The 19,527-nt window shown below is 62.9% G+C and carries 20 protein-coding genes; 11 read left to right on the top strand and 9 right to left on the bottom strand.

All coding sequences use genetic code 11. The annotated features are described in order from the left end of the window. The first annotated feature begins 154 nt into the window (after positions 1-154). From A5757_RS12740 to glmS, 3 genes are all read left to right on the top strand, one after another. Positions 155-826, top strand: coding sequence for an SDR family NAD(P)-dependent oxidoreductase (locus tag A5757_RS12740; RefSeq protein WP_066834155.1), 672 nt, complete (start codon positions 155-157; stop codon positions 824-826). A gap of 96 nt (positions 827-922) precedes the next feature. Then, positions 923-1,681, top strand: a complete 759-nt coding sequence (locus tag A5757_RS12745) for an SDR family oxidoreductase (protein ID WP_066834157.1) — start codon at positions 923-925, stop codon at positions 1,679-1,681. A 62-nt stretch (positions 1,682-1,743) separates the two neighbouring features. Then, entirely contained in the window at positions 1,744-3,612 is a 1,869-nt protein-coding gene (glmS, locus tag A5757_RS12750) for a glutamine--fructose-6-phosphate transaminase (isomerizing) (protein WP_066834159.1), read from the top strand. 928 nt (positions 3,613-4,540) lie between these two features. Here glmS and A5757_RS22760 read toward each other — a convergent pair. From A5757_RS22760 to A5757_RS12760, 4 genes are all read right to left on the bottom strand, one after another. Then, the gene (locus A5757_RS22760) at positions 4,541-5,098 is read right to left on the bottom strand and encodes a hypothetical protein (protein WP_082929443.1); all 558 of its coding nucleotides are present in this window, start codon (positions 5,096-5,098) and stop codon (positions 4,541-4,543) included. Positions 5,099-5,323: 225 nt separating this feature from the next. Next, on the bottom strand, positions 5,324-6,556 hold the full coding sequence (locus A5757_RS22765) for a toll/interleukin-1 receptor domain-containing protein (protein WP_197497332.1): 1,233 nt from the start codon (positions 6,554-6,556) through the stop codon (positions 5,324-5,326). 82 nt (positions 6,557-6,638) lie between these two features. Then, on the bottom strand, positions 6,639-7,886 hold the full coding sequence (locus tag A5757_RS12755; protein WP_066834161.1) for a helix-turn-helix domain-containing protein: 1,248 nt from the start codon (positions 7,884-7,886) through the stop codon (positions 6,639-6,641). Positions 7,887-7,933: 47 nt separating this feature from the next. Then, the gene (locus tag A5757_RS12760) at positions 7,934-8,869 is read right to left on the bottom strand and encodes a hypothetical protein (RefSeq protein WP_156618353.1); all 936 of its coding nucleotides are present in this window, start codon (positions 8,867-8,869) and stop codon (positions 7,934-7,936) included. A gap of 1,415 nt (positions 8,870-10,284) precedes the next feature. Between A5757_RS12760 and A5757_RS12765 the strand changes: the two genes are divergently transcribed. The 7 genes from A5757_RS12765 to A5757_RS12795 all read left to right on the top strand — a co-directional run bounded on the left by A5757_RS12765 (position 10,285) and on the right by A5757_RS12795 (position 15,047). Continuing rightward, positions 10,285-10,605: a helix-turn-helix transcriptional regulator gene (locus A5757_RS12765; protein WP_066834165.1), complete on the top strand. Its 321-nt coding sequence runs from the start codon at positions 10,285-10,287 to the stop codon at positions 10,603-10,605. After that, the gene (locus tag A5757_RS12770) at positions 10,602-11,090 is read left to right on the top strand and encodes an SRPBCC family protein (protein ID WP_066834169.1); all 489 of its coding nucleotides are present in this window, start codon (positions 10,602-10,604) and stop codon (positions 11,088-11,090) included. The genes A5757_RS12765 and A5757_RS12770 overlap by 4 nt, the downstream gene beginning before the upstream one ends. Further along, positions 11,087-11,719 carry a maleylpyruvate isomerase family mycothiol-dependent enzyme gene (locus A5757_RS12775; RefSeq protein WP_066834173.1) on the top strand — a complete coding sequence of 211 codons (633 nt, stop codon included), beginning with the start codon at positions 11,087-11,089 and terminating at the stop codon, positions 11,717-11,719. The genes A5757_RS12770 and A5757_RS12775 overlap by 4 nt, the downstream gene beginning before the upstream one ends. A gap of 364 nt (positions 11,720-12,083) precedes the next feature. Continuing rightward, positions 12,084-12,353: a metal-sensitive transcriptional regulator gene (locus tag A5757_RS12780; protein ID WP_066834176.1), complete on the top strand. Its 270-nt coding sequence runs from the start codon at positions 12,084-12,086 to the stop codon at positions 12,351-12,353. Between the two features lie 38 nt (positions 12,354-12,391). Further along, the gene (locus tag A5757_RS12785) at positions 12,392-12,805 is read left to right on the top strand and encodes a DUF302 domain-containing protein (protein ID WP_066834183.1); all 414 of its coding nucleotides are present in this window, start codon (positions 12,392-12,394) and stop codon (positions 12,803-12,805) included. A gap of 46 nt (positions 12,806-12,851) precedes the next feature. After that, on the top strand, positions 12,852-13,625 hold the full coding sequence (locus A5757_RS12790; protein ID WP_066834185.1) for a sulfite exporter TauE/SafE family protein: 774 nt from the start codon (positions 12,852-12,854) through the stop codon (positions 13,623-13,625). A 75-nt stretch (positions 13,626-13,700) separates the two neighbouring features. Then, positions 13,701-15,047 carry a rhodanese-like domain-containing protein gene (locus tag A5757_RS12795; protein WP_066834186.1) on the top strand — a complete coding sequence of 449 codons (1,347 nt, stop codon included), beginning with the start codon at positions 13,701-13,703 and terminating at the stop codon, positions 15,045-15,047. 93 nt (positions 15,048-15,140) lie between these two features. Here A5757_RS12795 and A5757_RS12800 read toward each other — a convergent pair whose 3' ends face one another. After that, positions 15,141-15,374: a hypothetical protein gene (locus A5757_RS12800; protein ID WP_156618358.1), complete on the bottom strand. Its 234-nt coding sequence runs from the start codon at positions 15,372-15,374 to the stop codon at positions 15,141-15,143. Positions 15,375-15,552: 178 nt separating this feature from the next. Here A5757_RS12800 and A5757_RS23170 point away from each other — a divergent pair, with 178 nt between their 5' ends. After that, complete coding sequence (locus tag A5757_RS23170) at positions 15,553-15,837, top strand: hypothetical protein (protein WP_156618360.1); 285 nt, start codon at positions 15,553-15,555, stop codon at positions 15,835-15,837. Between the two features lie 102 nt (positions 15,838-15,939). On the opposite strand, the gene A5757_RS12810 is transcribed toward A5757_RS23170, so the two are convergent. From A5757_RS12810 to A5757_RS23175, 4 genes are all read right to left on the bottom strand, one after another. Next, the gene (locus tag A5757_RS12810; RefSeq protein WP_066834194.1) at positions 15,940-16,188 is read right to left on the bottom strand and encodes a type II toxin-antitoxin system VapB family antitoxin; all 249 of its coding nucleotides are present in this window, start codon (positions 16,186-16,188) and stop codon (positions 15,940-15,942) included. Positions 16,189-16,579: 391 nt separating this feature from the next. Beyond that, a complete protein-coding gene (locus tag A5757_RS12815) occupies positions 16,580-17,839 on the bottom strand; it encodes an MFS transporter (RefSeq protein ID WP_066834196.1) in 1,260 nt (419 codons plus the stop codon). Further along, complete coding sequence (locus A5757_RS22770) at positions 17,836-18,879, bottom strand: PLP-dependent cysteine synthase family protein (protein ID WP_369815946.1); 1,044 nt, start codon at positions 18,877-18,879, stop codon at positions 17,836-17,838. The genes A5757_RS12815 and A5757_RS22770 overlap by 4 nt, the downstream gene beginning before the upstream one ends. A 174-nt stretch (positions 18,880-19,053) precedes the next feature. Beyond that, positions 19,054-19,464, bottom strand: a complete 411-nt coding sequence (locus tag A5757_RS23175; RefSeq protein WP_066834201.1) for a hypothetical protein — start codon at positions 19,462-19,464, stop codon at positions 19,054-19,056. Between the last annotated feature and the right edge of the window lie 63 nt (positions 19,465-19,527).

Consider the following 19,527-nt stretch of genomic DNA (forward strand, 5'->3'; position numbering starts at 1 on the left):
CGGACTTCTCGATGCGCCGACACCCGGTGGTGACGGCGCCCCGGGCGAACCGAAGGTCGTCGGCTGGCGCGCCTGCTCGCGGACTACGGGGTTTCCGTGGGCCTTACCGCCGGAGCGCCTGACAGTGTTGACCTAACGCGGTATTGGAGGCTACGTGAGCGTTGCGGAACTAAGGGGTTGCACCGCCCTGGTGACAGGCGGGACTTCGGGCATTGGACTGGCCACCGCGCAGCTGCTTACACACGCCGGCTCCCACGTCATCGTCAGCGACGAGGACCCCGACCGGGGCAAGCTGGCCGCAACTCGGCTCGGCAGCGGCACGCGGTTCCTTCCCGCTAGCCTTGCCGACCTAGGTGACGTCGATTTTCTTGCGCGGCAGACCCCGATCGACATCCTGATTGCCGCCGCCGTCATCGCCGACCTACGCCTTCTCCAAGGGGTGTACTTCCTGGTGGCCGCGGTGGCCCCACCGATGATCCGCCGTGGCGGCGGCGCGATAATCAACGTTCTCCCCAGCGCGCCCGAGTTCAGCGCTGCCCTCCGATCTCTAACCCGCACCTGGGCGGCCGAATTCGGTCCGCACGGCATCCGGGTCAACAGCGTCGCTCCCGGCCCCCCGGGAACCGACAACGCACTCGGGCGCACAGCGGAGCCCAGTGAAATCGCCGCAGCCATCGCATTTCTCGCTTCACCCCGCGCAAGCTGCATCACCGGCACCACCCTGAGCGTTGACGGTGGAGCCGCCATCGGGCGTACGCGTCAGCGGGTCGCGCGTACGGATCGCTCACGATGGACTGACCCCGGTCGGGTGACTCCTAACCTGTGAGAGTCCGTCCGGACCGGCTACGCACAACCCGAAGCCGAACACTGACTCTCGAAACCCTTTTCAACCGCGTCACCTCGATAGAAAGGCAGCACGGCAATGGCCGAACCCACGAAGAGCATTACCGTCATCGGCGCTACCGGCCTGATCGGCCGTCAACTCGTCCCCTTACTCCGCGACGCTGGTCACAGCGTCACTGCAGCCTCCCGTGACTCCGGTGTCGACCTGCTCACCGGGCAGGGCCTTGACGATGCCCTCGCCGACGCTGAGGTCATCGTCGACGTGATCAATTCCGCCACCCCTGAGGACTCCGCCGAAGCCTTCTTCCATCAGACCGCGGCCAACCTGTCCGCTGCCGCCGCCAAGGCCGGCGTCAAACATTACGTCGTGCTGTCCATCGTCGGCGCAGACGAGATGGCCCCCAAAGCCGGATACATCCGCGGCAAGGTTGCCCAGGAGAGCGCGGCCGCGACCTCGGGGGTTCCCTGGACGGTCGTGCGGGCCACGCAGTTTCACGAATTGGCGGAACCCATCACCGAATCCCTGGTCGCCGGCGACGAGGTGCGCGCCCCGGCCGCACTGATCCAGCCCATCGACTCCTCCGAGGTCACCGCAATCCTGGCCCGCGTTGCCGTCAACGAGCCGCTCAACACCATCCACAACGTCGGAGGCCCGCAGAAGATGTCGTTCTCCGACATGGCCCGCGCCGTGCTGCGCCACCAGAGCCGAACGCTCAACGTCCTCGACGACCCGTCGGCAACGTACAGCGGGCTGAACCTCGATTACACAACGCTCGTCACCGACGACGAGGCCGAACTGGGCACCACGCGGCTGGTCGACTGGCTGGCGCGCCGCTGATCTGCTCGGCTCCTTCTGCCGACCGGCGCCACGACCCACGACCCACGAAAGGATCTGCGGACATGTGTGCAATCGTCGGTTATGTAGGGCGCCGGCCCGCCTGCAACATTCTGATGGGCGCTCTGCGCCGGATGGAATATCGCGGCTACGACTCGTCGGGCATCGCCCTGCTCGGTGGAGACGGCGGGCTGACCGTGCGGAGACGTGCCGGCAGGTTGATCAATCTTGAAGCGGCGCTCGACGATACCGACGGCGACGTTCTCGCCGGCAGCACCGGCGTCGGCCATACCCGCTGGGCTTCGCACGGCCGTCCCACCGACCGCAATGCCCATCCACATCGGGACAGCAGCGGCAAGTTCGCCGTGGTGCACAACGGCATCATCGAGAATTTCGCGGCGCTGCGTGCCGACCTGGAGGTCTCCGGTGTCGAGTTCGCCAGTGACACCGACACCGAGGTGGCCGCCCACCTGGTGGCCCGGGCCTACCGCGACGGGGAGACCGCCGGAGACTTCGTGGGCTCGGTGCTGTCGGTCGTGCGCCGGCTCGAAGGCCACTTCACCCTGGTGTTCGCCTTCGCCGACCAACCCGGCACCATCGTGGCCGCGCGCCGCTCCACTCCGCTGGTTGTCGGCGTTGGTGAGGGCGAAATGTTCATCGGCTCCGACGTCGCGGCGTTCATCGAATACACCCGTGAAGCAGTCGAACTGGGCCAGGACCAGGCGGTGATCCTCTCCGCCGACGGCTACCAGATCACCGACTTCCACGGTGTCGACGCATCCGATCGCGCCCGCCCGTTCCACATCGACTGGGACCTCTCGGCCGCCGAGAAGGGCGGCTACGAGTACTTCATGCTCAAGGAGATCGCAGAGCAGCCGACCGCCGTCGCCGACACCCTGCTCGGCCACTTCGCCGACGGCCGCATCGTGCTCGACGAGCAGCGGCTGTCCGATCAGGAACTGCGCGAGGTCGACAAGGTCTTCATCGTCGCCTGCGGCACCGCCTACCACTCCGGCATGCTGGCCAAATACGCCATCGAGCACTGGACGCGGTTACCTGTCGAAGTGGAAGTCGCCAGCGAATTCCGTTATCGGGACCCGGTTCTGGACTGCAGCACCCTGGTGATCGCGATCTCGCAGTCCGGCGAGACCGCCGACACCCTGGAAGCCGTGCGGCACGCCAAGGAGCAGAAGGCCAAGGTGTTGGCCATCTGCAACACCAACGGCAGCCAGATCCCGCGGGAGGCCGACGCCGTGCTCTACACCCGGGCCGGGCCGGAGGTCGGGGTGGCGTCGACCAAGACGTTCCTGGCGCAGCTGACGGCGAACTACCTGGTCGGTCTTGCGCTGGCGCAGGCCCGCGGCACGAAGTACGCCGACGAGGTGGCCCGCGAGTACCACGAGCTGGAGGCCATGGCCGATCAGGTGGCGCGGGTACTGACCTGCATGGAGCCGGTGACTGCGCTGGCGCAGCGGTTCGCCCAGGCCTCCGTGGTGCTGTTCCTGGGCCGCCACGTCGGTTACCCGGTGGCACTCGAGGGCGCGCTGAAACTCAAAGAGCTGGCGTACATGCACGCCGAGGGCTTCGCGGCCGGCGAGCTCAAGCACGGGCCGATCGCGCTGATCGAGGACGGCCTGCCCGTGATCGTCGTGATGCCGTCTCCCAAGAAAGCGGCCACCCTGCACGCCAAGCTGCTGAGCAACATCCGCGAGATCCAGGCGCGCGGTGCGATCACGATCGTGATCGCCGAGGAGGGGGACGACACCGTGGCCCCGTACGCCGACCACCTGATCGAAATCCCACCGGTTTCAGTCCTTTTCCAGCCGCTGCTGTCCACGATCCCGCTGCAGGTGTTCGCCGCCGGAGTGGCGCAGGCGCGTGGTTACGACGTGGACAAGCCGCGCAACCTGGCCAAGTCGGTCACCGTCGAGTGAACCGACGCGGGCCGGGCCCGCGACACACACTTTGAACCGTCCTGGATCTGGTGATCGACTGTGATCGCACTGCTGGGGATCAATCAGGCGACGTTGCGCAACTGGGTCGAGGACCCGCTGCGAGAGAATGCTGACTAGCGAAGGGCCGATGAGATTCAAGACAGCATTGGTGGTTTCGCCGCGGTGGAGGTCGACCGACGACTGCGGATGGCGAGAACCCCGGGGAACACACCAATGTCTTCTGGTCTGCAGGCCGCTTTGAGGACATCAGCCTGGCTACTTGACCGCGATTACCCGCGCGGCGTCGTATACGCCGGGTCGAGCGCAGAGTCGAAGAGTCTGGCAGCGGTTCCGTTCGCTGACACATACCGCATCATCGGACTTCGGCCGCTGTTGCTGTTGCTGTTGCTGTTGCGATTCGGGTGCTCAGATGAACATCCAATCGGACATCGCGTGGGCAATTGATATGAGAGGTGGACAACATGTTCAAGAAGCCGCAACAACAACGCCGCTGTCGAGATGCAGCGAAGATTGACAAGACTCGCCTGGCTACTTTGACAAGACTCGGGCGTGTCGCGGGAGCTTGTTAATCTTCGCTGCAGAAGTCCTGGTCTAGGCCGTTCGGGTATCTGCCGTGCGCGAGGCCATAGTCCGTGACGCAGTCCGAACGCCGAACGCCGAACGCCGAACGCCGAACGCCGAACGCCGAACGCCGAACGCCGAACGCCGAACGCCGAACGCCGAAGGATGCTAAGCAGGCCGTCCGGGCTTAGCGCCGTTGTTCATGTGCAACGGAGCTGCTGAACTTGAACTGACAGCAGGTTAGCGATCGCCGGTGCCGAGGGCTGTCCATTGCCAGCGCACCTATTCCGATTCTGCGTGTTCTCCAGAATCAATTGGAGTGGTTGTGCATCGATCGGTGGCTTACCTATGTTGCGGCCTGTCGAGCAGCTGTCACGAAGTCTTCCCATCGCTGCCGTTTGGACTCGTCATCTAGAAAGCTCTCCACGTTGACCACGGTCGAGGCCTCATCGGCAAACGAGATTTTGATGACGCTCGGATAAAACTTCGACGTTCCACGTCCGAAACCTCGATTCCGCGAGATGTGGCGCACCTCAGCGATCTCGAACGCCGCAACCGTCCTCAGTGGCCGCGACCAGGCAGTTATTGAGGCTGGCTCTGCGGGATTGCCGAACCCGTTGCCCTGGCGCCTCTGATCGTCCTCGCCGAAATCGTAGTTATCTGCCTCATATGTCGCCTCCACAACTGCAATCGAATCAGGCGTGAAAGCCCATAGCTTCCAGACGGTTTCAGGATCCGGGGTGAGCAGCGCATGGGAAGCAACTATGTTGTCCGCAGTCCCGACCAGCGTCCGGAGAGTCAAGATTATGCTGTAGGGCGGCAGGCGTACCAGGCCGCCTGGCGTATTTGCCGCGTACGTATGTGCGTTGATATGGCCCCACTCTTGCTCGCTAGGTTGACTCAATGGGGGGTCTCCTTCCGTGGTGACACGGAGGTTAGTCGCACCTCCCGACACAGTCCGGCCGTTGCCTCGTACATCGCCGCATAGAAGACGGTCGGTCCGAGTCGTCGAGTGGCAAGCCGGAATGCACCAAGGCGAAGTAATCGCGCGTCTGGAGCAGTCTGTGGGCTAGCAGGCGGCGTTCTCAGTCCCCGATATCGTTGTCCGTACCGCGTGTGGTGCCAGCACCTAGCGGATGGAGCCGAGCCTGAGCGCCAACTTCGCAGTGAGCTCGTCTGCGATCTCGGCCGCTTGGGCGCCGAGTGCCAACGCTGGCACTGCTTCTCTCGGATCTATGCGGAGAGACGAACTTTGAGTCATTGTGTAGAGGAATTGTGCCGTTGAGCGCCGTTCAATTTCACCCGCTTGCCCCACGATTAGCATGGTGATGGGCTCAACTGACACTGCAAGCGCCACCTCGCCTTGAACGTTAAGTCCGGTATCAGCGTGCAGCGCCAGCGACGCGATTAGACGGTTCTTTACGTCCTCCTCGTCGAAGACCGATCCGAGATTGCCTTGTGGCAGCGGAAGCCAAGTGACGACGTGCCGATCGCGGTAAACGGCTATTCCTTTGTGTCCGAGCCGGCCTCCGTCTCCAGCCGAGGATGCTTCGGCGCGGTCTTCGAAGGCATCGGCTCGAACTGCTTCGTTGTTGTCGAACAATCCGCCCTGCCGGCCGAGACTGGCCAGGAAGTCTGGCAACTCGCGTAGCGTTCGCGCCTCCACGCCGTGTTCATCAATAGGGATGGTGTGCAGTTCGAGCGTCGAGCGGGAATACGCCGAACGTGTGATGTCCGCACGCCAATTAACACGAACAGGCTGGCTCAACGGTGTCCACAATCGTCGCGGCGCAGCTACCCGCGACCGTTGCGCGGCCGGGAAGGCTGGCTCCGTGGAACTCCCCGGAAATGATGGGGCTACAGCGGGTTTCGTACGGCCGGGGCTCAGCTGCGATAACAGGCGCTTTCGCGCCGCTTCCTCATCGAGTCCGACGAGATCGCAATAGATGACTTGGCCGAGCAACCCCTCGATGTTGCAAGCCGCGACACGCACCGGGATAAGTTTGCGGCCAATCCCCTTCGGATCCTGCGCAAATTTTGCGGCCCACTCCGGCACCGTAAATTCAGCATCCAGATAATCCTGGGATAGAACAGCGATGGTTCGCTCACACCGCTTCGTAGCTTCGTCCATCTCGATGACGAAGTTGCCGCCAGGCTTGAAGTCCCACTCCTGAACAATTGTCGTGTACTCCTCCGCCTCGAGTACCCACGCGATCCACTCAGCCCACAACCGGTCTGCCTTGTTGTAGCTGATAAAGAAATCGATGTTATGAACCATGTCCAACTGCTTTCTCGGGCTCGAACGCCCGTCCCGATGCGGAGGTTCGACGCTGTGATCGGCGTCCACCCCGGTCGAAGGCATGAGCCGCACCGTACACATCGTGAGCGCAGAGAATGCTCATTCTGCTCGCGTGATGGCCAGCACCGGAGTAACACGTCGGCCTCTATGCCCCGGTCTGATCTGGGTCCGAGATTACGTGGAGGTAGGTGATCCCGCCCTGGTTCACGCAGTCCTGGGCCAGCTGGTGCACCTGTTGATGGAACTCCTCTTCAGCGGCGGCTGCGTTGATCATCGATCGCACTGGGGTGTACGACGACAGCGGGGTTGATGCCCCGTCGTATATGTAGCCCGAGCCGTCGACGGTCAATATGCTGAGCGGCTGTCCGCCAGTCCAAACGATCCCCACACACAGGTCGTACTCGCCGTGGTACAGCGCCGTCGCCGTTGCACGGACTAATGCCATGAAATCAGCGATGCCAGCCTCGATTGCCCGGGCCTCGACCTGCTGGCCCTCGAAGTTTCCGTCACCGGACTTTCGGTGTCCGCCCACAGCAGCCGCCAGGGTGACCGAGCCGTCGTGGTGCACACTTGCCCATGCCTCGCGCCACCGCGAACCGTCGCCGGTCGCGGTGTTCTGTGCGACCCACCGTCGCAGGCCCGGCCTCGGGTTCAATAGGTTCACATTCTGGAGCGGGTGGATGCCGTTGCGGTTCGAGTAGCTGAGTGAAATTTTCTCCGCCTGCGCAAAGACCGCACGTGCCTCGTCACTGGTGAGACGGACGAGCGTCCCTGGTATGCGCGGATGCGCAACGGCGATCAGCCAGGCCCGACTGGCGGCGTCGCGTCCGGCCGCGGCCTCGCGATACAGGGCGTCCACCGCTTCGGTGGCCAGACGGCGTTCATCGAACCGCGCTCGATACATGGCCTCGATCTGGCGTTCCTTCATCCACACGGTGTCCGCGTTATTGCGTACCGGTGCACCGAAGTACTCACCCCGGTATATGAGGTGCGGACCGTCAACGCTCGCAGGCACGATCACGGCGACTGCTCGCGGGTGGCCGCCGAGTCTGTGGATCTCTAATCCGAATACCGGCGGGGTGACCGCTGTTATCGCTGCGCTACGGAGGGCGCGCTCGTGAGCCTCGGTGAATTCACCCGTGTCATTGCGAGCGGTCGCGCCCTTTTGGCTCTCCTCAACCCCGTAGACAATCATTCCGCCTCCGCTGTTCGCCATCGCTGCGATGTCTTTTGGCAGGTCAGTCTGCGGGAGTCCCTTAGCCGGAGGGAGCTCTGACTTCCAGTCGAGATCGTCCGTCTCGGCCACGCCTGCAGCGACCGCCGCGTCGAGGATCTCGTCAGTAAGAGTGCTCGGAGGGAGGCCGAGGCTGCGGTGCAGCGGGGTGAAGGGCATCGGATCAGGGTAGGTACCACCGCCGACAGGATCCGTGGAATAGGGGCTCAACGTGTCCGCGCGTCGTCCTCTGCGTCAACAACGGGCGAGGCGTGCCAGTAAGCCGAGTGATCCTTTGGCTGCTCGTCGGGCCGCACATCGCTGTTACGAAGGTCAACCGGAAGTCCAGCGGCCGTACCTATGGAGTCGACCTCTGCCATATGAGGCTGACCAAAACGACATACCTCCACTGCGTACAACGCCCACGCCGCGCTCAACGCGAGTTCACGCCCGAAGGTGATCTCTCCCGAAGCTTGCCCGGAGGCATCGACCTGTCGCACCTCTCCAGAACTATCGAAGTGCAAGTGCGCGCGCAACAGCGACAGCGACGGATGCACGGAACCCGACAGTTCACGGTAGATGTCATAGAGAAGACGTTCGGCACCACCGCTCGCGAAGCGTTCACACATCCCCTCGACGGTGGCGGGACCCGGTGCGTCTGAACGAGCCTGTACAAGTTCGCTCAGTTGCGCGTCAGTGAGGCCGTGCGCCGCCTCGGCGAAACTCTCGTCACCGTGTCCGAGGCTTTGGACGCCCTTGACGAAACGATCGCTGCGGATGTGGTCGCTGTTGTCGAAGCTTGCTTTCAGCTTTCTCTCGCCGTCCGCTGTCATCAACACCCACTGGGCTGTCAGGGCATGTTCGAACGCGATACGTGTACTCGACTTCGCAATCCAGGGGAACCTGTTTCGCGCTGCTAGTGCAGCCTCAATGTGGTTCATCGCGTGTGCAGCCAACGGAAAACACATTACGAACTTGTCGTGTAAGCGGGCTTCAACGGCCAACCCGGACAGAGCTTTCGGATCTCGCCACCACTTGCCCCACTGCGCAACCACGCTCTCGGCGACCTCTAGAAGCTGAGCTTCAGCGGAAGCCAGCCCGTCCGCGTACCGGAGTTCCCGCGCTGCCAACTTATGCCGTATCTCTTCGGCCGAGTCAGTCATAAAACTGCGTTCCCCCAACTCCGGCTATCTGTGGATGGCTAACGGCCAACAACATCCAACAAAGTGTCGGTGAATGTAAGTGTCCGTCGCAGCCGACGCGCACCGCAGCCAACTCGCGGAAGCAACTCCTAGTTCTTTCATGATTGTCAGAGGCCCCCGCTACATTGCTGCTGTGGCGGCACAGCGCAACTACGTGGGGTCAACACCGAAGGATGGGATCTTGTGCCATTTGTGCCGGAGGTCAACCACGCTGACGAAGGCGCACATACCGCCCCGGTGCGCGGGAAATTCATCTGGCCGAGTCGTCCGAATGCGACCGTATATTCGCGACGGGGTTATGCAACATGACACTCCGCTGGACGGAGGCTTGTGGCTTAAGACCTTGTGCGATCCGTGCAACCACCTCGCCAGTCTGTATGACGATGCGTACGGTGACTTCGCCGGGAGTGTTTCGAGACAGGATCGGATGGAGACTGCTTCGTGGTCATTGCCGGTCAGCTCGGGCGGGGTTCCCGCCGTGCATGTTTCGCCCGGCCGCGTAGCGCGTTCACTGTTGCTGGCGATGATCGCACTCACCCCGTCAATGAATCTTGTGCACGGCGCGTTCGTTGATGAACTGCATCAAGATTGCGACGAGGTTCGCCTCCCCGCCGGGATGCAGCTGCGCGTGGCACGCGTACGGCACCGAGCATGCCGGATTTCCAGCGCGTACTCCATGATGCAAGTGCTCGGCGCTAGGCAGACCTACGATGTATTCGCTGAGATCTGCTTCTTTCCATTCATTTGGGCGCTGTGCTCGCCCTCACCGGCTTCGCTTGGCCCTGCCGTGGTTGACCAGGAGGGGTGGGGCGACGCGACAGATTGGATTATGTACCGTCGAACGGTCGAGCGAGCCGACCTTCGTAGCGTGCTTAAGCGACTGCCCCTAACAACACACCCCACGCAACGCAACCGGAGCGAATGGGTCGAAATGTCTGCCAGGGATGCATCCTACGTACTCGAAGGACAGATCAAAGAGTGATAACGCGGCTCAGAACGATTACTTCTCCGTTCTAGGCGCGGAGCGGCCACGGGGTCTGCGGTCTGGAGTGACGAACCCAACTTTGCGGACTGACGCCCAGCGCTCGATCGCGCCGATAACACTCGATTATGTGGGCGTCGACTCTGCGTGCCAACAGAATTGAGCTAGGCCCTTGTCGGACTGGGGCGCGTTAACAAATCGCACGTCAGAAGTTGGGACGTTGGCGAGGTACGACATTCGACGGACCTCCTGCGGACGGCCCACGCTCGACCGGTTTAGGCAGAGAAAGCGGACGCTGGCTGTGTGAGGCGGCGCGTTGGCGAGCGAAGGGGCACCCCCACCCCCTCCGCAACTGTGGATGACTTCATTCATCGGTAAGTATAGACTTACCGATGTGCTGACCGACGAGGCCCTCGATCCGTGGGGGGCACTAGCCGATGGAACCAGGAGAGCGATATTCAAACGCCTCGCCAGTGGACCTATGGCCGTGGGCGAGCTGGCTAGGGAACTACCGGTCAGCAGGCCGGCCGTGTCGCAGCATCTCAAAGTGCTCAAGTGCGCCGGACTCGTCGTAGATCGTGCAGTCGGCACGCGACGCGTTTACCAGGTCGACCCGAAGGGCATCGAGGCCCTCCGGGCGGAGCTAGACATTTTCTGGGACAAGGCGTTGCACGCATTCAAACGGATCGCCGACGAGGAAGGGAAAGGCGCATGACATCGCCAGTAGTTGAACCGATACGGAAGAGCGTCGTCGTCAACACTGGCGTTGAACGCGCATTCGCGTTGTTCACCAATGATTTCAACGCCATTAAGCCACGCGAACACAATCTGCTGACGGTCCCGATTGCCGAGACGATCTTTGAGCCAAGGGTCGGCGGCCACATCTACGACGTTGGGACAGACGGTAGCCGGTGTGAGTGGTCTCGCATCCTGGTCATTGATCCACCGCACCGTGTCGTCTTCTCATGGGACATCGGGCCGACGTGGCAGGTGGAAACCGATCTGAGTAAGACCAGCGAGGTTGAAGTGCGGTTCATTGCGGAGTCGGACGACCGCACTCGGGTTGAGTTGGAGCATCGGCACCTTGAACGCCACGGCGATGGTTGGCGGTCGGTCTTCGAGGGTGTCAACGGCGATGCGGGTTGGCCGCTATACCTCCGCCGCTACGCCGAACTGGCGACGCCGGAGGACCTGCGATGAGCGTCGGTGGGCAGTCGCTGATGGACATGGCCTATGACGAGCGCGCCGACCTGGCGGCGTTCCTGTCCACGTTGTCACCACGAGAATGGCAGATGCCGAGCCTCTGTGAGAAGTGGACGGTCAAGGATGTTGTCGCGCACATGCTCAGCTACGAAGAGTTGTCCCCGTTGGGATTGGTGAAGCGATTCGCGAAGGGCAAGGTACTGCGCGCCAATGAAGTCGGAGTCGCAGAGTTCGCACCGTTGTCGCCGACGAAGTTACAAGACTTCCTGAGTCGGCATCTGCGTCCGCAAGGTCTGACCGCCGGTTTCGGCGGCATGATCGCCCTCGTTGATGGGACCATCCATCATCAGGACATTCGTCGCGCACTCGGACATACGCGCACGGTGCCTGTTGATCGCCTGGAACGGATTCTGCCTCTGGTGCCCGGAAATCCACGTTTGGGCGCGGGGCGTCGCATCCGTGGACTCCGACTGAGGGCGACAGATGTGACATGGAAGCACGGCGACGGCCCGGAAGTTACCGGCACCGGTGAAGCACTCCTTATGGCGATGGCGGGTCGGCACGACAGCCTCTGCGAGCTTGCCGGTCCTGGGCAGGCCATATTGACTGCCCGCCTAGCCCGCTAGCCCCCACAGCGTTCGACGCTCCCCACCCCTTATCGCCTGACGCCCACACGCAATCCGCTATCAGGTTGGTGACCGCCGCAGGAAACGAGAGATGGCGTCAGTCCACCTGCGCGACTCCGCCTTGTGTCCCTTGCAACGCTGTACCGTCGGCACACCGCGCAACACCTGATCGACGTGCTGGCCGCAACCGGCCCAGGTCGTCTTCCCGCAGGTCTTGCAGCTCACCGCTCGACACATCCTCAACTCCTTCTCCGAAGCCGCACCTCAAGGCTGCCAGGCTCCATCTACTCGACAAACAATACCCAGGGGGGTATCTTCTGAACCAGGGTATCGATACCCCCACCGGTATAGCGAGGAGCTAAAGATGATCGGCGACGAAGAGGCCATCGGAGTGGTGCTCAACCGGCTACGCCGTGCACACGGTCAACTGGCAGGCGTCATTTCGATGATTGAACAGGGCCGCGACTGCAAGGACGTCGTCACCCAACTGGCCGCCGTATCGAAGGCGTTGGACAAAGCCGGATTCAAGATCGTCGCCACCGGACTGCGGCAGTGCTTGACCGGCGAGACACCGGAGAACTCACAACCGATGACCGAGGCCGAGTTGGAGAAGCTGTTCCTCGCCCTCGCGTAAGGCTCCCCCCAACACCATCCGCGAAACAAGGACATGACATGAACTACGCACTGTCGACAACCCTGCACACCACCTTTGATGACGCTGTCGACCGGACCCGTAAGGCACTGTCGGAGCAAGGTTTCGGCGTGCTCACCGAAATCGACATGAAGGCCACCCTGAAAGCAAAGCTCGGTGAGGACATGGAGGACTACCTGATCCTGGGCGCGTGCAACCCGCCGCTGGCACACCGCGCCATGAACGCCGACCGCCAGATCGGACTACTGCTGCCTTGCAACGTAGTCGTGCGTGCCGACGTGGCTCATCGGGGAACGGTGATCATCGACGCGATGGACCCGCAGGTGATGGTCCGGGTGTCCAACGAACCGGAACTGCGGGACGTCGCCAACGATGCCGCCGCGAAGCTACAGGCCGCCATCGACTCCCTCAGCGGAGCCCGCGCCGACCGGTAAATCGACCTTGAGGGTGCTGCGACGCACCCGGTAACGGACCACGATCATGACCATCACCCTGTCTCTACTCTTCGGTGCCGTCATCGGCGTCCTGCTCGGACTCCTCGGCGGCGGCGGATCGGTCCTGGCCGTGCCCGTCCTCGTCTATATACTCGGATTGGATGTGGCCCAAGCTATTCCGGTATCACTGATCGTCATAGCTGTCGCGTCAGCGGTGGGTGCACTGCCCAAGGTGCGGGCGAATCAGGTGCAGTGGCGACTCGCTGGCATCTTCGCCGCCGCTGGCATCCCTGCCACCTTCGTCGGGACCGCAGTCGGGAAACACCTTCCACAGCACGCGATCATGATCGGGTTCGCGATTGTGATGATCGCCGCCGGGATACGGATGCTGCGCGACAACGGTGACACCGGCACCGCCTGCAGGGTCGGCAGCGACGGAATCAACTGGCGCCGCTGCGCACCACGGTCCATCCCCGCCGGGATCGTCGTCGGCTTCCTGACCGGGCTGTTCGGCGTCGGCGGCGGGTTCCTCATCATCCCCGCGCTGGTGCTGATGCTCGGCGTCGAAATGCCCATCGCCGTGGGGACCTCGCTGTTGATCATCACCGCGAACTCCGCAGCAGCTGTGTTCTCCCATCTGAATGGCGCGCACATCGACTGGGGCATCACGGCCGCGTTCGTCGGTACCGCCATCGTCGGATCACTGATCGCGGGGCACCTCGGCAGCAAGGTCGACACTAGCCGACTACAGCACTGGTTCGCCTACCTGGTCTTCGCCGTTGCCGCCTACGTCCTGGTCGACACCCTTCTTCTCCACTAACCCAACATCGCTGAACCCCAAAGCATGCGCTCCACTCCCACGCGGAACACCGGACGCACAAAGAGAGGAAACACCGTGAACGTGTCCATTATCGAAACCACCGGACTCGGCGACCGCAGCTACCTGATCAGCGAAGGCGGTGTCGCCGTGGTCGTGGACCCCCAGCGCGACATCGACCGGGTTCTCGACCTCGCCCGCGACGCCGGCGTCCGCATCACCCACGTCCTGGAAACCCACATCCACAACGACTACGTCACCGGCGGACTGGAACTCGCCCACGTCACCGGAGCCGAATACGTGGTCCCTGCCGGAGACGACGTCGCATACCAGCGACGCGCCATCAACGACGGCGACGTCATCGACGCCGGACCCATCCGGCTACAGGCCGTTCACACCCCCGGCCACACCCATCATCACGTCAGCTACATCCTGCACGACGACAAGGGCGCAGCAGTGGGCGTCTTCACCGGCGGCTCCATGCTGCACGGCACCACCGGTCGCACCGACCTGCTCGGCGATGAGCACACCCACGACCTGACCCACGCCCAATTCCACTCGGTCCGCCGCCTCGCCGACGAACTCCCCGCTGACACCCAGGTGTATCCCACCCACGGCTTCGGCAGCTTCTGCTCAGCCACCCCCGCCAGCGGTGACACCTCCACCATCGCCGAACAACGCACCAACAACCCCGCGCTCACCCAGGACGAGCAGACCTACGTCGATGAACTCATCGCCGGACTGTCCGCCTACCCCGCGTACTACGCCCACATGGGCGTCCTCAACAGCCAAGGACCCGCGCCCGTCAACCTGTCGCCCCCCGCGCCCGTCCAGCCAGAGGAGCTGCGCCGCCGCATCGACGCCGGAGAGTGGGTCGTGGACCTGCGCAAACGCACCGCATTCGCCGCAGGACACCTTGACGGGACCGTCGCGTTCGAGTTGTCGACCTCCTTCGTCACCTACCTCGGATGGCTCTATCAATGGGGCGCACCGCTGACCCTGATCGGCGACGACCACGACCAAATCGCAGATGCACAGCGCGAACTGGTCCGCATTGGCGTCGACAACGTCACCGGATCAGCAGTCGGAGACCTGTCTCGCCTCTCCAACGGCAGTCCTATGCGGTCCTACCGGGTCGCCGATTTCGGCGACCTGGCCGACGCACTGGCCCACGGCGACCTGACCGTGCTCGACGTCCGCCAACAAAGCGAATACGACGTCGGACACGTCAACGGGGCGATCAACATACCCCTGCACGAAGTCGCCCAAAGGACTAATGAGGTTCCCGCTGGAGAGGTCTGGGTGCACTGCGGATCGGGGTATCGCGCCTCCATCGCCGCATCCATGATCGACCGCGACGACCGCACCGTTGTGCTCGTCGACGACACGTTCAGCCAAGCCGCGAAACTCGGACTTGCCGTCTAAGCACACGACACGCAGGGCCAGTCCGACATGGTGGCCGGGACTGCTCGCTCACCGCGTCGGACGGCAGACCTGAGCGTCGGAGAGTCCGATAGGTCAGGTGGGCCGGCCCTCGACGAGACGCTCGTCGTCGGTCACTCTTAGCACGGGCTTGTCGAACGCCTGCCGAATTAGATCGACGGTGCTCTTCAGGTCGTCGTACTTGTCCCAACGCAGGCAGTCGCGAGAGTCGTCGACCCAACTCAGCCTGTCGCCGTCGTAGTACACCTCGGCGATGAAGTACTCGGCGCCATCGGCTGATTGCACCACTCGGTAGTTCCAGGTGCTCATCGGGTCATTCTGTCGCGTCGTCACCCCCCCTGACAGGTTTTTTCATTGGTTGTCGATACCTCCGTGGTGTGGCGCCTCGCGGCCTTCCCGGGCCTAGGGGCTTGAACCGCCTCTGCCGTGACTCGGGTGGGCCTGCGGCGAGCCGCGGCCATGTCAGTTCCGGCGATATGGTTGAACTGTGGTTGTCGATGCAGATGGCGGGGATCTCGCTGCTGACCAGAACTCCGGGCACCCTGATTCCGCGGGTTCGAACTACGCGGAGGAGCCACGGTCCCACACCGACATGAATGTGTCCGACCATTTCGACGCCGACAGCTACGCAACGATGATCTACCGGACCAATCTGGAATCGGGTGCGGCCGACGCGCAGAACGAATACAACGCGACGCCCGAGTTGCAGAGCATGCTTGCGCAGGCTTCTGCGGCACCTACGGTTCGGCGACGCCGTCCGCGGCGGATGTAGCCTCCCCGCCGGCTCTGTCTGCAAGGCAGCTCGTCCCCACGGCCACTCTGCGCGATTTGACGGCCGGTACAAACAGCGGTCCGAGCAGCGGACTCCAAAGGGTCATGCACCCGTCGACGGGTTGAGGCCAAGAATGTTCTCGCGCTCGTCTTTTGAGATCGGCTCGCGGTCGTCAAGCAGCGGCCAGATCTCAGACTTCATCACCTCAAGCAGGCGATCACGACGAATCAACGACTCGTATCCCGCGGCCGCGAGGCTAGCTCTCAATGCGAAAAGAATCGCCTCGCTGCGCCCACCAAGGTGCAGCCGCCTGGCCAACTCGTCAGCCAGCGCATCCACGTCGTCGTCCATGTCTGACGTCACTCGTAGCTCGTTCCACCGGGGCCGGTTGCATCGCGGCCCTACAGCGGGCGGCCAGACCTCTGCATGGGTGCGATTCTCTCACTACCTGGCCAGTCACGGATGTGAACTGTCGACTCCGCGATCGCTCTGGCTTTGGCGCTGACAGGAGGGCCGGTCATCTTGCTCCCCTCCGCGGCTGTCTCGCGGCGGCCTTCACGGCAGCGGAGGAACGACTGACCTTCGTCTTCTGCTGGCGTGACGCTACCGTCGTGTATTTCCTGCTGATGCGCTCCGCGTTCGGAGCGAGCGGCCTTATTCGATCGCGCCTTGTTCAGTTCGGGTTCGTAAGTGCAGCCCGACCTCGCAACGGACGGCGGAGGCACCGAAATATTGCTTATCGTCAAGCCGCGTGTGTTGTGGTCTTCGCCGAATCGGGGACCAGTCGGCCTGTTCGGTCTAGCCGGTACAGTGCGGCGGCAGCAATCAGCCCTATCGCGGTCAACACGATCCAGACGATTTCATCCCGGCCGGCGTCTCGTGCCGCTTGCATCAGCGCACCGGTGGCCAGGTTTCCTGCCAAGATGCCGATACCGACGATGGTGTTATAGAAGCCGTAATATGTGCCCACCAATCGGTTTTCGGCGAGCGAAACGACGGTGTCCATCTCGAAGGGGAACACCGCCGCAGAACCTACGGCGAGGACCGCTGCCGCTACGACGAGCGCGGTTACCGCTGCGACTCCGCCCCACCGTTCGACGTTGGGGATCGTGATCATCGGTGTGAAGGCGGCTGCGAGGATCAGCATTCCGATCACCAGCGAATGCCCTGACCCCCAACGCTGGGTGAACCACCGGGTGATGCGGAGCTGCCCGGCAACAGCCACAAGGCCCGAGACGACGAACACCATTGCCACGATTAGGGATTCATGCGCGGGAAACAGCGCCTTCGCATGCAATGGCAGCGCCAGGTACACCTGGAAAGAGAGAACGTACGAACCGATCATCGCCGTGGAGAACAACAAGAATGACCGGTTCCTGATGACGGTCCGCCAGTCTTGCAGCACGGTGGTTTTCTCGCCCTGCGGCGTCACTCGATGTTGCGGTAAGGCGAAAAGCTGGGCCACAGTGAGGATCGCAAAAACGCCTGCCGCCGATGCGGCAACGATACGGAAGTCGAGAGTCAACAACGCAAGTCCGACCAATGGCCCGGCCAGAATGCCCGCCTGATAGAAGATGTTGAAGGTCGCGAAGGCCTCGACGCGTCTCGGTCCAGAATCGGCGGCGAGGTAGGCGCGCACAGCCGGGTTGAAGAGAGCGCCTGCGAATCCTGTTGCCGCGGAGGCGATCAGCACTGCGGGTAGTGAATCAGCGACAACCAGGAGCGCAAACCCGCCGGTGCGTAGTACGCAGCCGGCGACTATCAGCGGCTTGTAGCCGAGACGATCGGCGAGAGTACCGCCGACGATGAACATGCCCTGCTGAGAGAAGTTCCGCACTCCAAGAACAAGTCCGACAGCCCAGGCCGCTAGACCTAACGGACCCGCGAGGTACCCCGCGAGGTAGGGCATCAGCATGTAGAAACCGAGGTTGATGCCGAACTGATTGACCATCAGCAGCCGGCTCGGCCAGCCGAACGTACGGAACTGCGCCATGAAGCTCATTGAGGTACCACTGCCGTCGGATCTGTAACGGCTGAGGTGCGGGTCCAGGACGTGACGATATGTCCGCGGGGATCTGTAATGACCTCTGGATTCCGGGGCGGAGTGCCTCCCAAGAGCCCATGGCTGTGGCAGTAGTCGTCGTTGTAGATGGTGTCGAAGTAGCGCTGAGGCCCGTCTGGGAAGACGGCGGCGACCGTTGTGCTCGATGAGTTCGTCCGCGCGACCCAGCCAGCTACCAGTGCGACAGCGCCAACACTCCAGCCGCCACTGGCGTAGTGGGTAGACGCCAGGGCGCGGCATGCCCAGACGGCCTCTGCAGGAGCGACCCAGTGAACCTCATCGAAGGCGGCGTAGTCCACGTTACGAGGGTAAATACTGGAGCCCAGCCCACGCATCAACCGGGATTGTGCAGGCTGACCAAAGATCGTTGAGCCAATGGTGTCCACCCCAATCAGCCGCAGGCCGGGATTGGTTTCGCGCAGCACCCGCGCTATTCCGGCCGAATGCCCTCCGGTGCCGACGGAGCAGACAAGTACGTCGATCGTGCCGAGTTGAGCAGACAGCTCCTCTGCCAGACCGCGGTAGGCGTCAACGTTATCGGGGTTGTTGTATTGATCCGGGTACCACGCGCTCGGGTCAGATTCCAGGATCTCGATGACCCGGTTGCGTCGCGCTTGCTGCCATCCGCCTGCAGGATGCGGTTCGCCCACGACATCGACATCGGCACCATAGGCGGTAAGCATCCGCGAAATGATCGGTTCCAGGCCGGGGTCTGTAACGAGGGTTACGGGATGGCCGTATACGGTGCCCGCTAGAGCCAACCCCAGTCCCAATGTGCCGCTTGTTGATTCGACGATTCGACCGCCGGCCCGCAAGTCACCCCGCGCGCGGCCTCGCTCGACCATGTGCATAGCGGGGCGGTCCTTCATACCGCCGGGGTTGAATCCTTCGAGTTTGGCCCAGAAACCGTGGCTGTTGTCGTCACTGAACGGCGCCCCGATCCTCAGAACAGGTGTATTCCCGATCATCGTTCCCGGCATGTCAAAACGACGCAGGCGGTGATGGACGGCGATATGGCTGGGTGAATGAATGGACAGAGCGCGGCTCATGAACGTGGGTCTTTCGGTGATGCCACGACGTTCGTTGCCGCGGCGACTGACATGGGTAGCGATCACCGACGCACGTCTCAGCGACGCGAGTCTGGCGCTACCCCGTCAGCGGCGCGCGATGCAGAGCCGAAGCAGCAGATGCTGTCCGGCGGTGACGTATCCGCCCCATCTCGGGGGGCCTCGGATAACGACCGACGCGCCCGTCGACCGCCATGAGAATGCGGCGCCGATGATGGCGACGAGGCCGAAAGCAACCAGCAGCGTCACGTTGCGTGGCAGGGCCGCTTCGGCGAACGCATCCGGCGCCATGGGCGCTGAGCCGTCCTGCGCATGGGGATGCTCGACGACGGCAGCAAAGTCGACAAAGATACCGGATGACAGTGCGTGAGGGCCATGATGCGCCGCAGGGCTGTGCTCGGTGAGCTTCCAACCTGTGCCGGTTACCAGGACTATGAGCGCCAAAAGTAACGCTACGACGGCGTGCCGTCGCGCAGTGGGGGCGTCGTTGTACCTCACAATGAGCCCGACTGTAGCAGCGGATGTTGCGCCATTGAGTGACCCGTCGATTCGACGCCATGT

The organism is Mycobacterium sp. 852013-51886_SCH5428379 (assembly GCF_001665575.1).
Taxonomy (GTDB): domain Bacteria; phylum Actinomycetota; class Actinomycetes; order Mycobacteriales; family Mycobacteriaceae; genus Mycobacterium.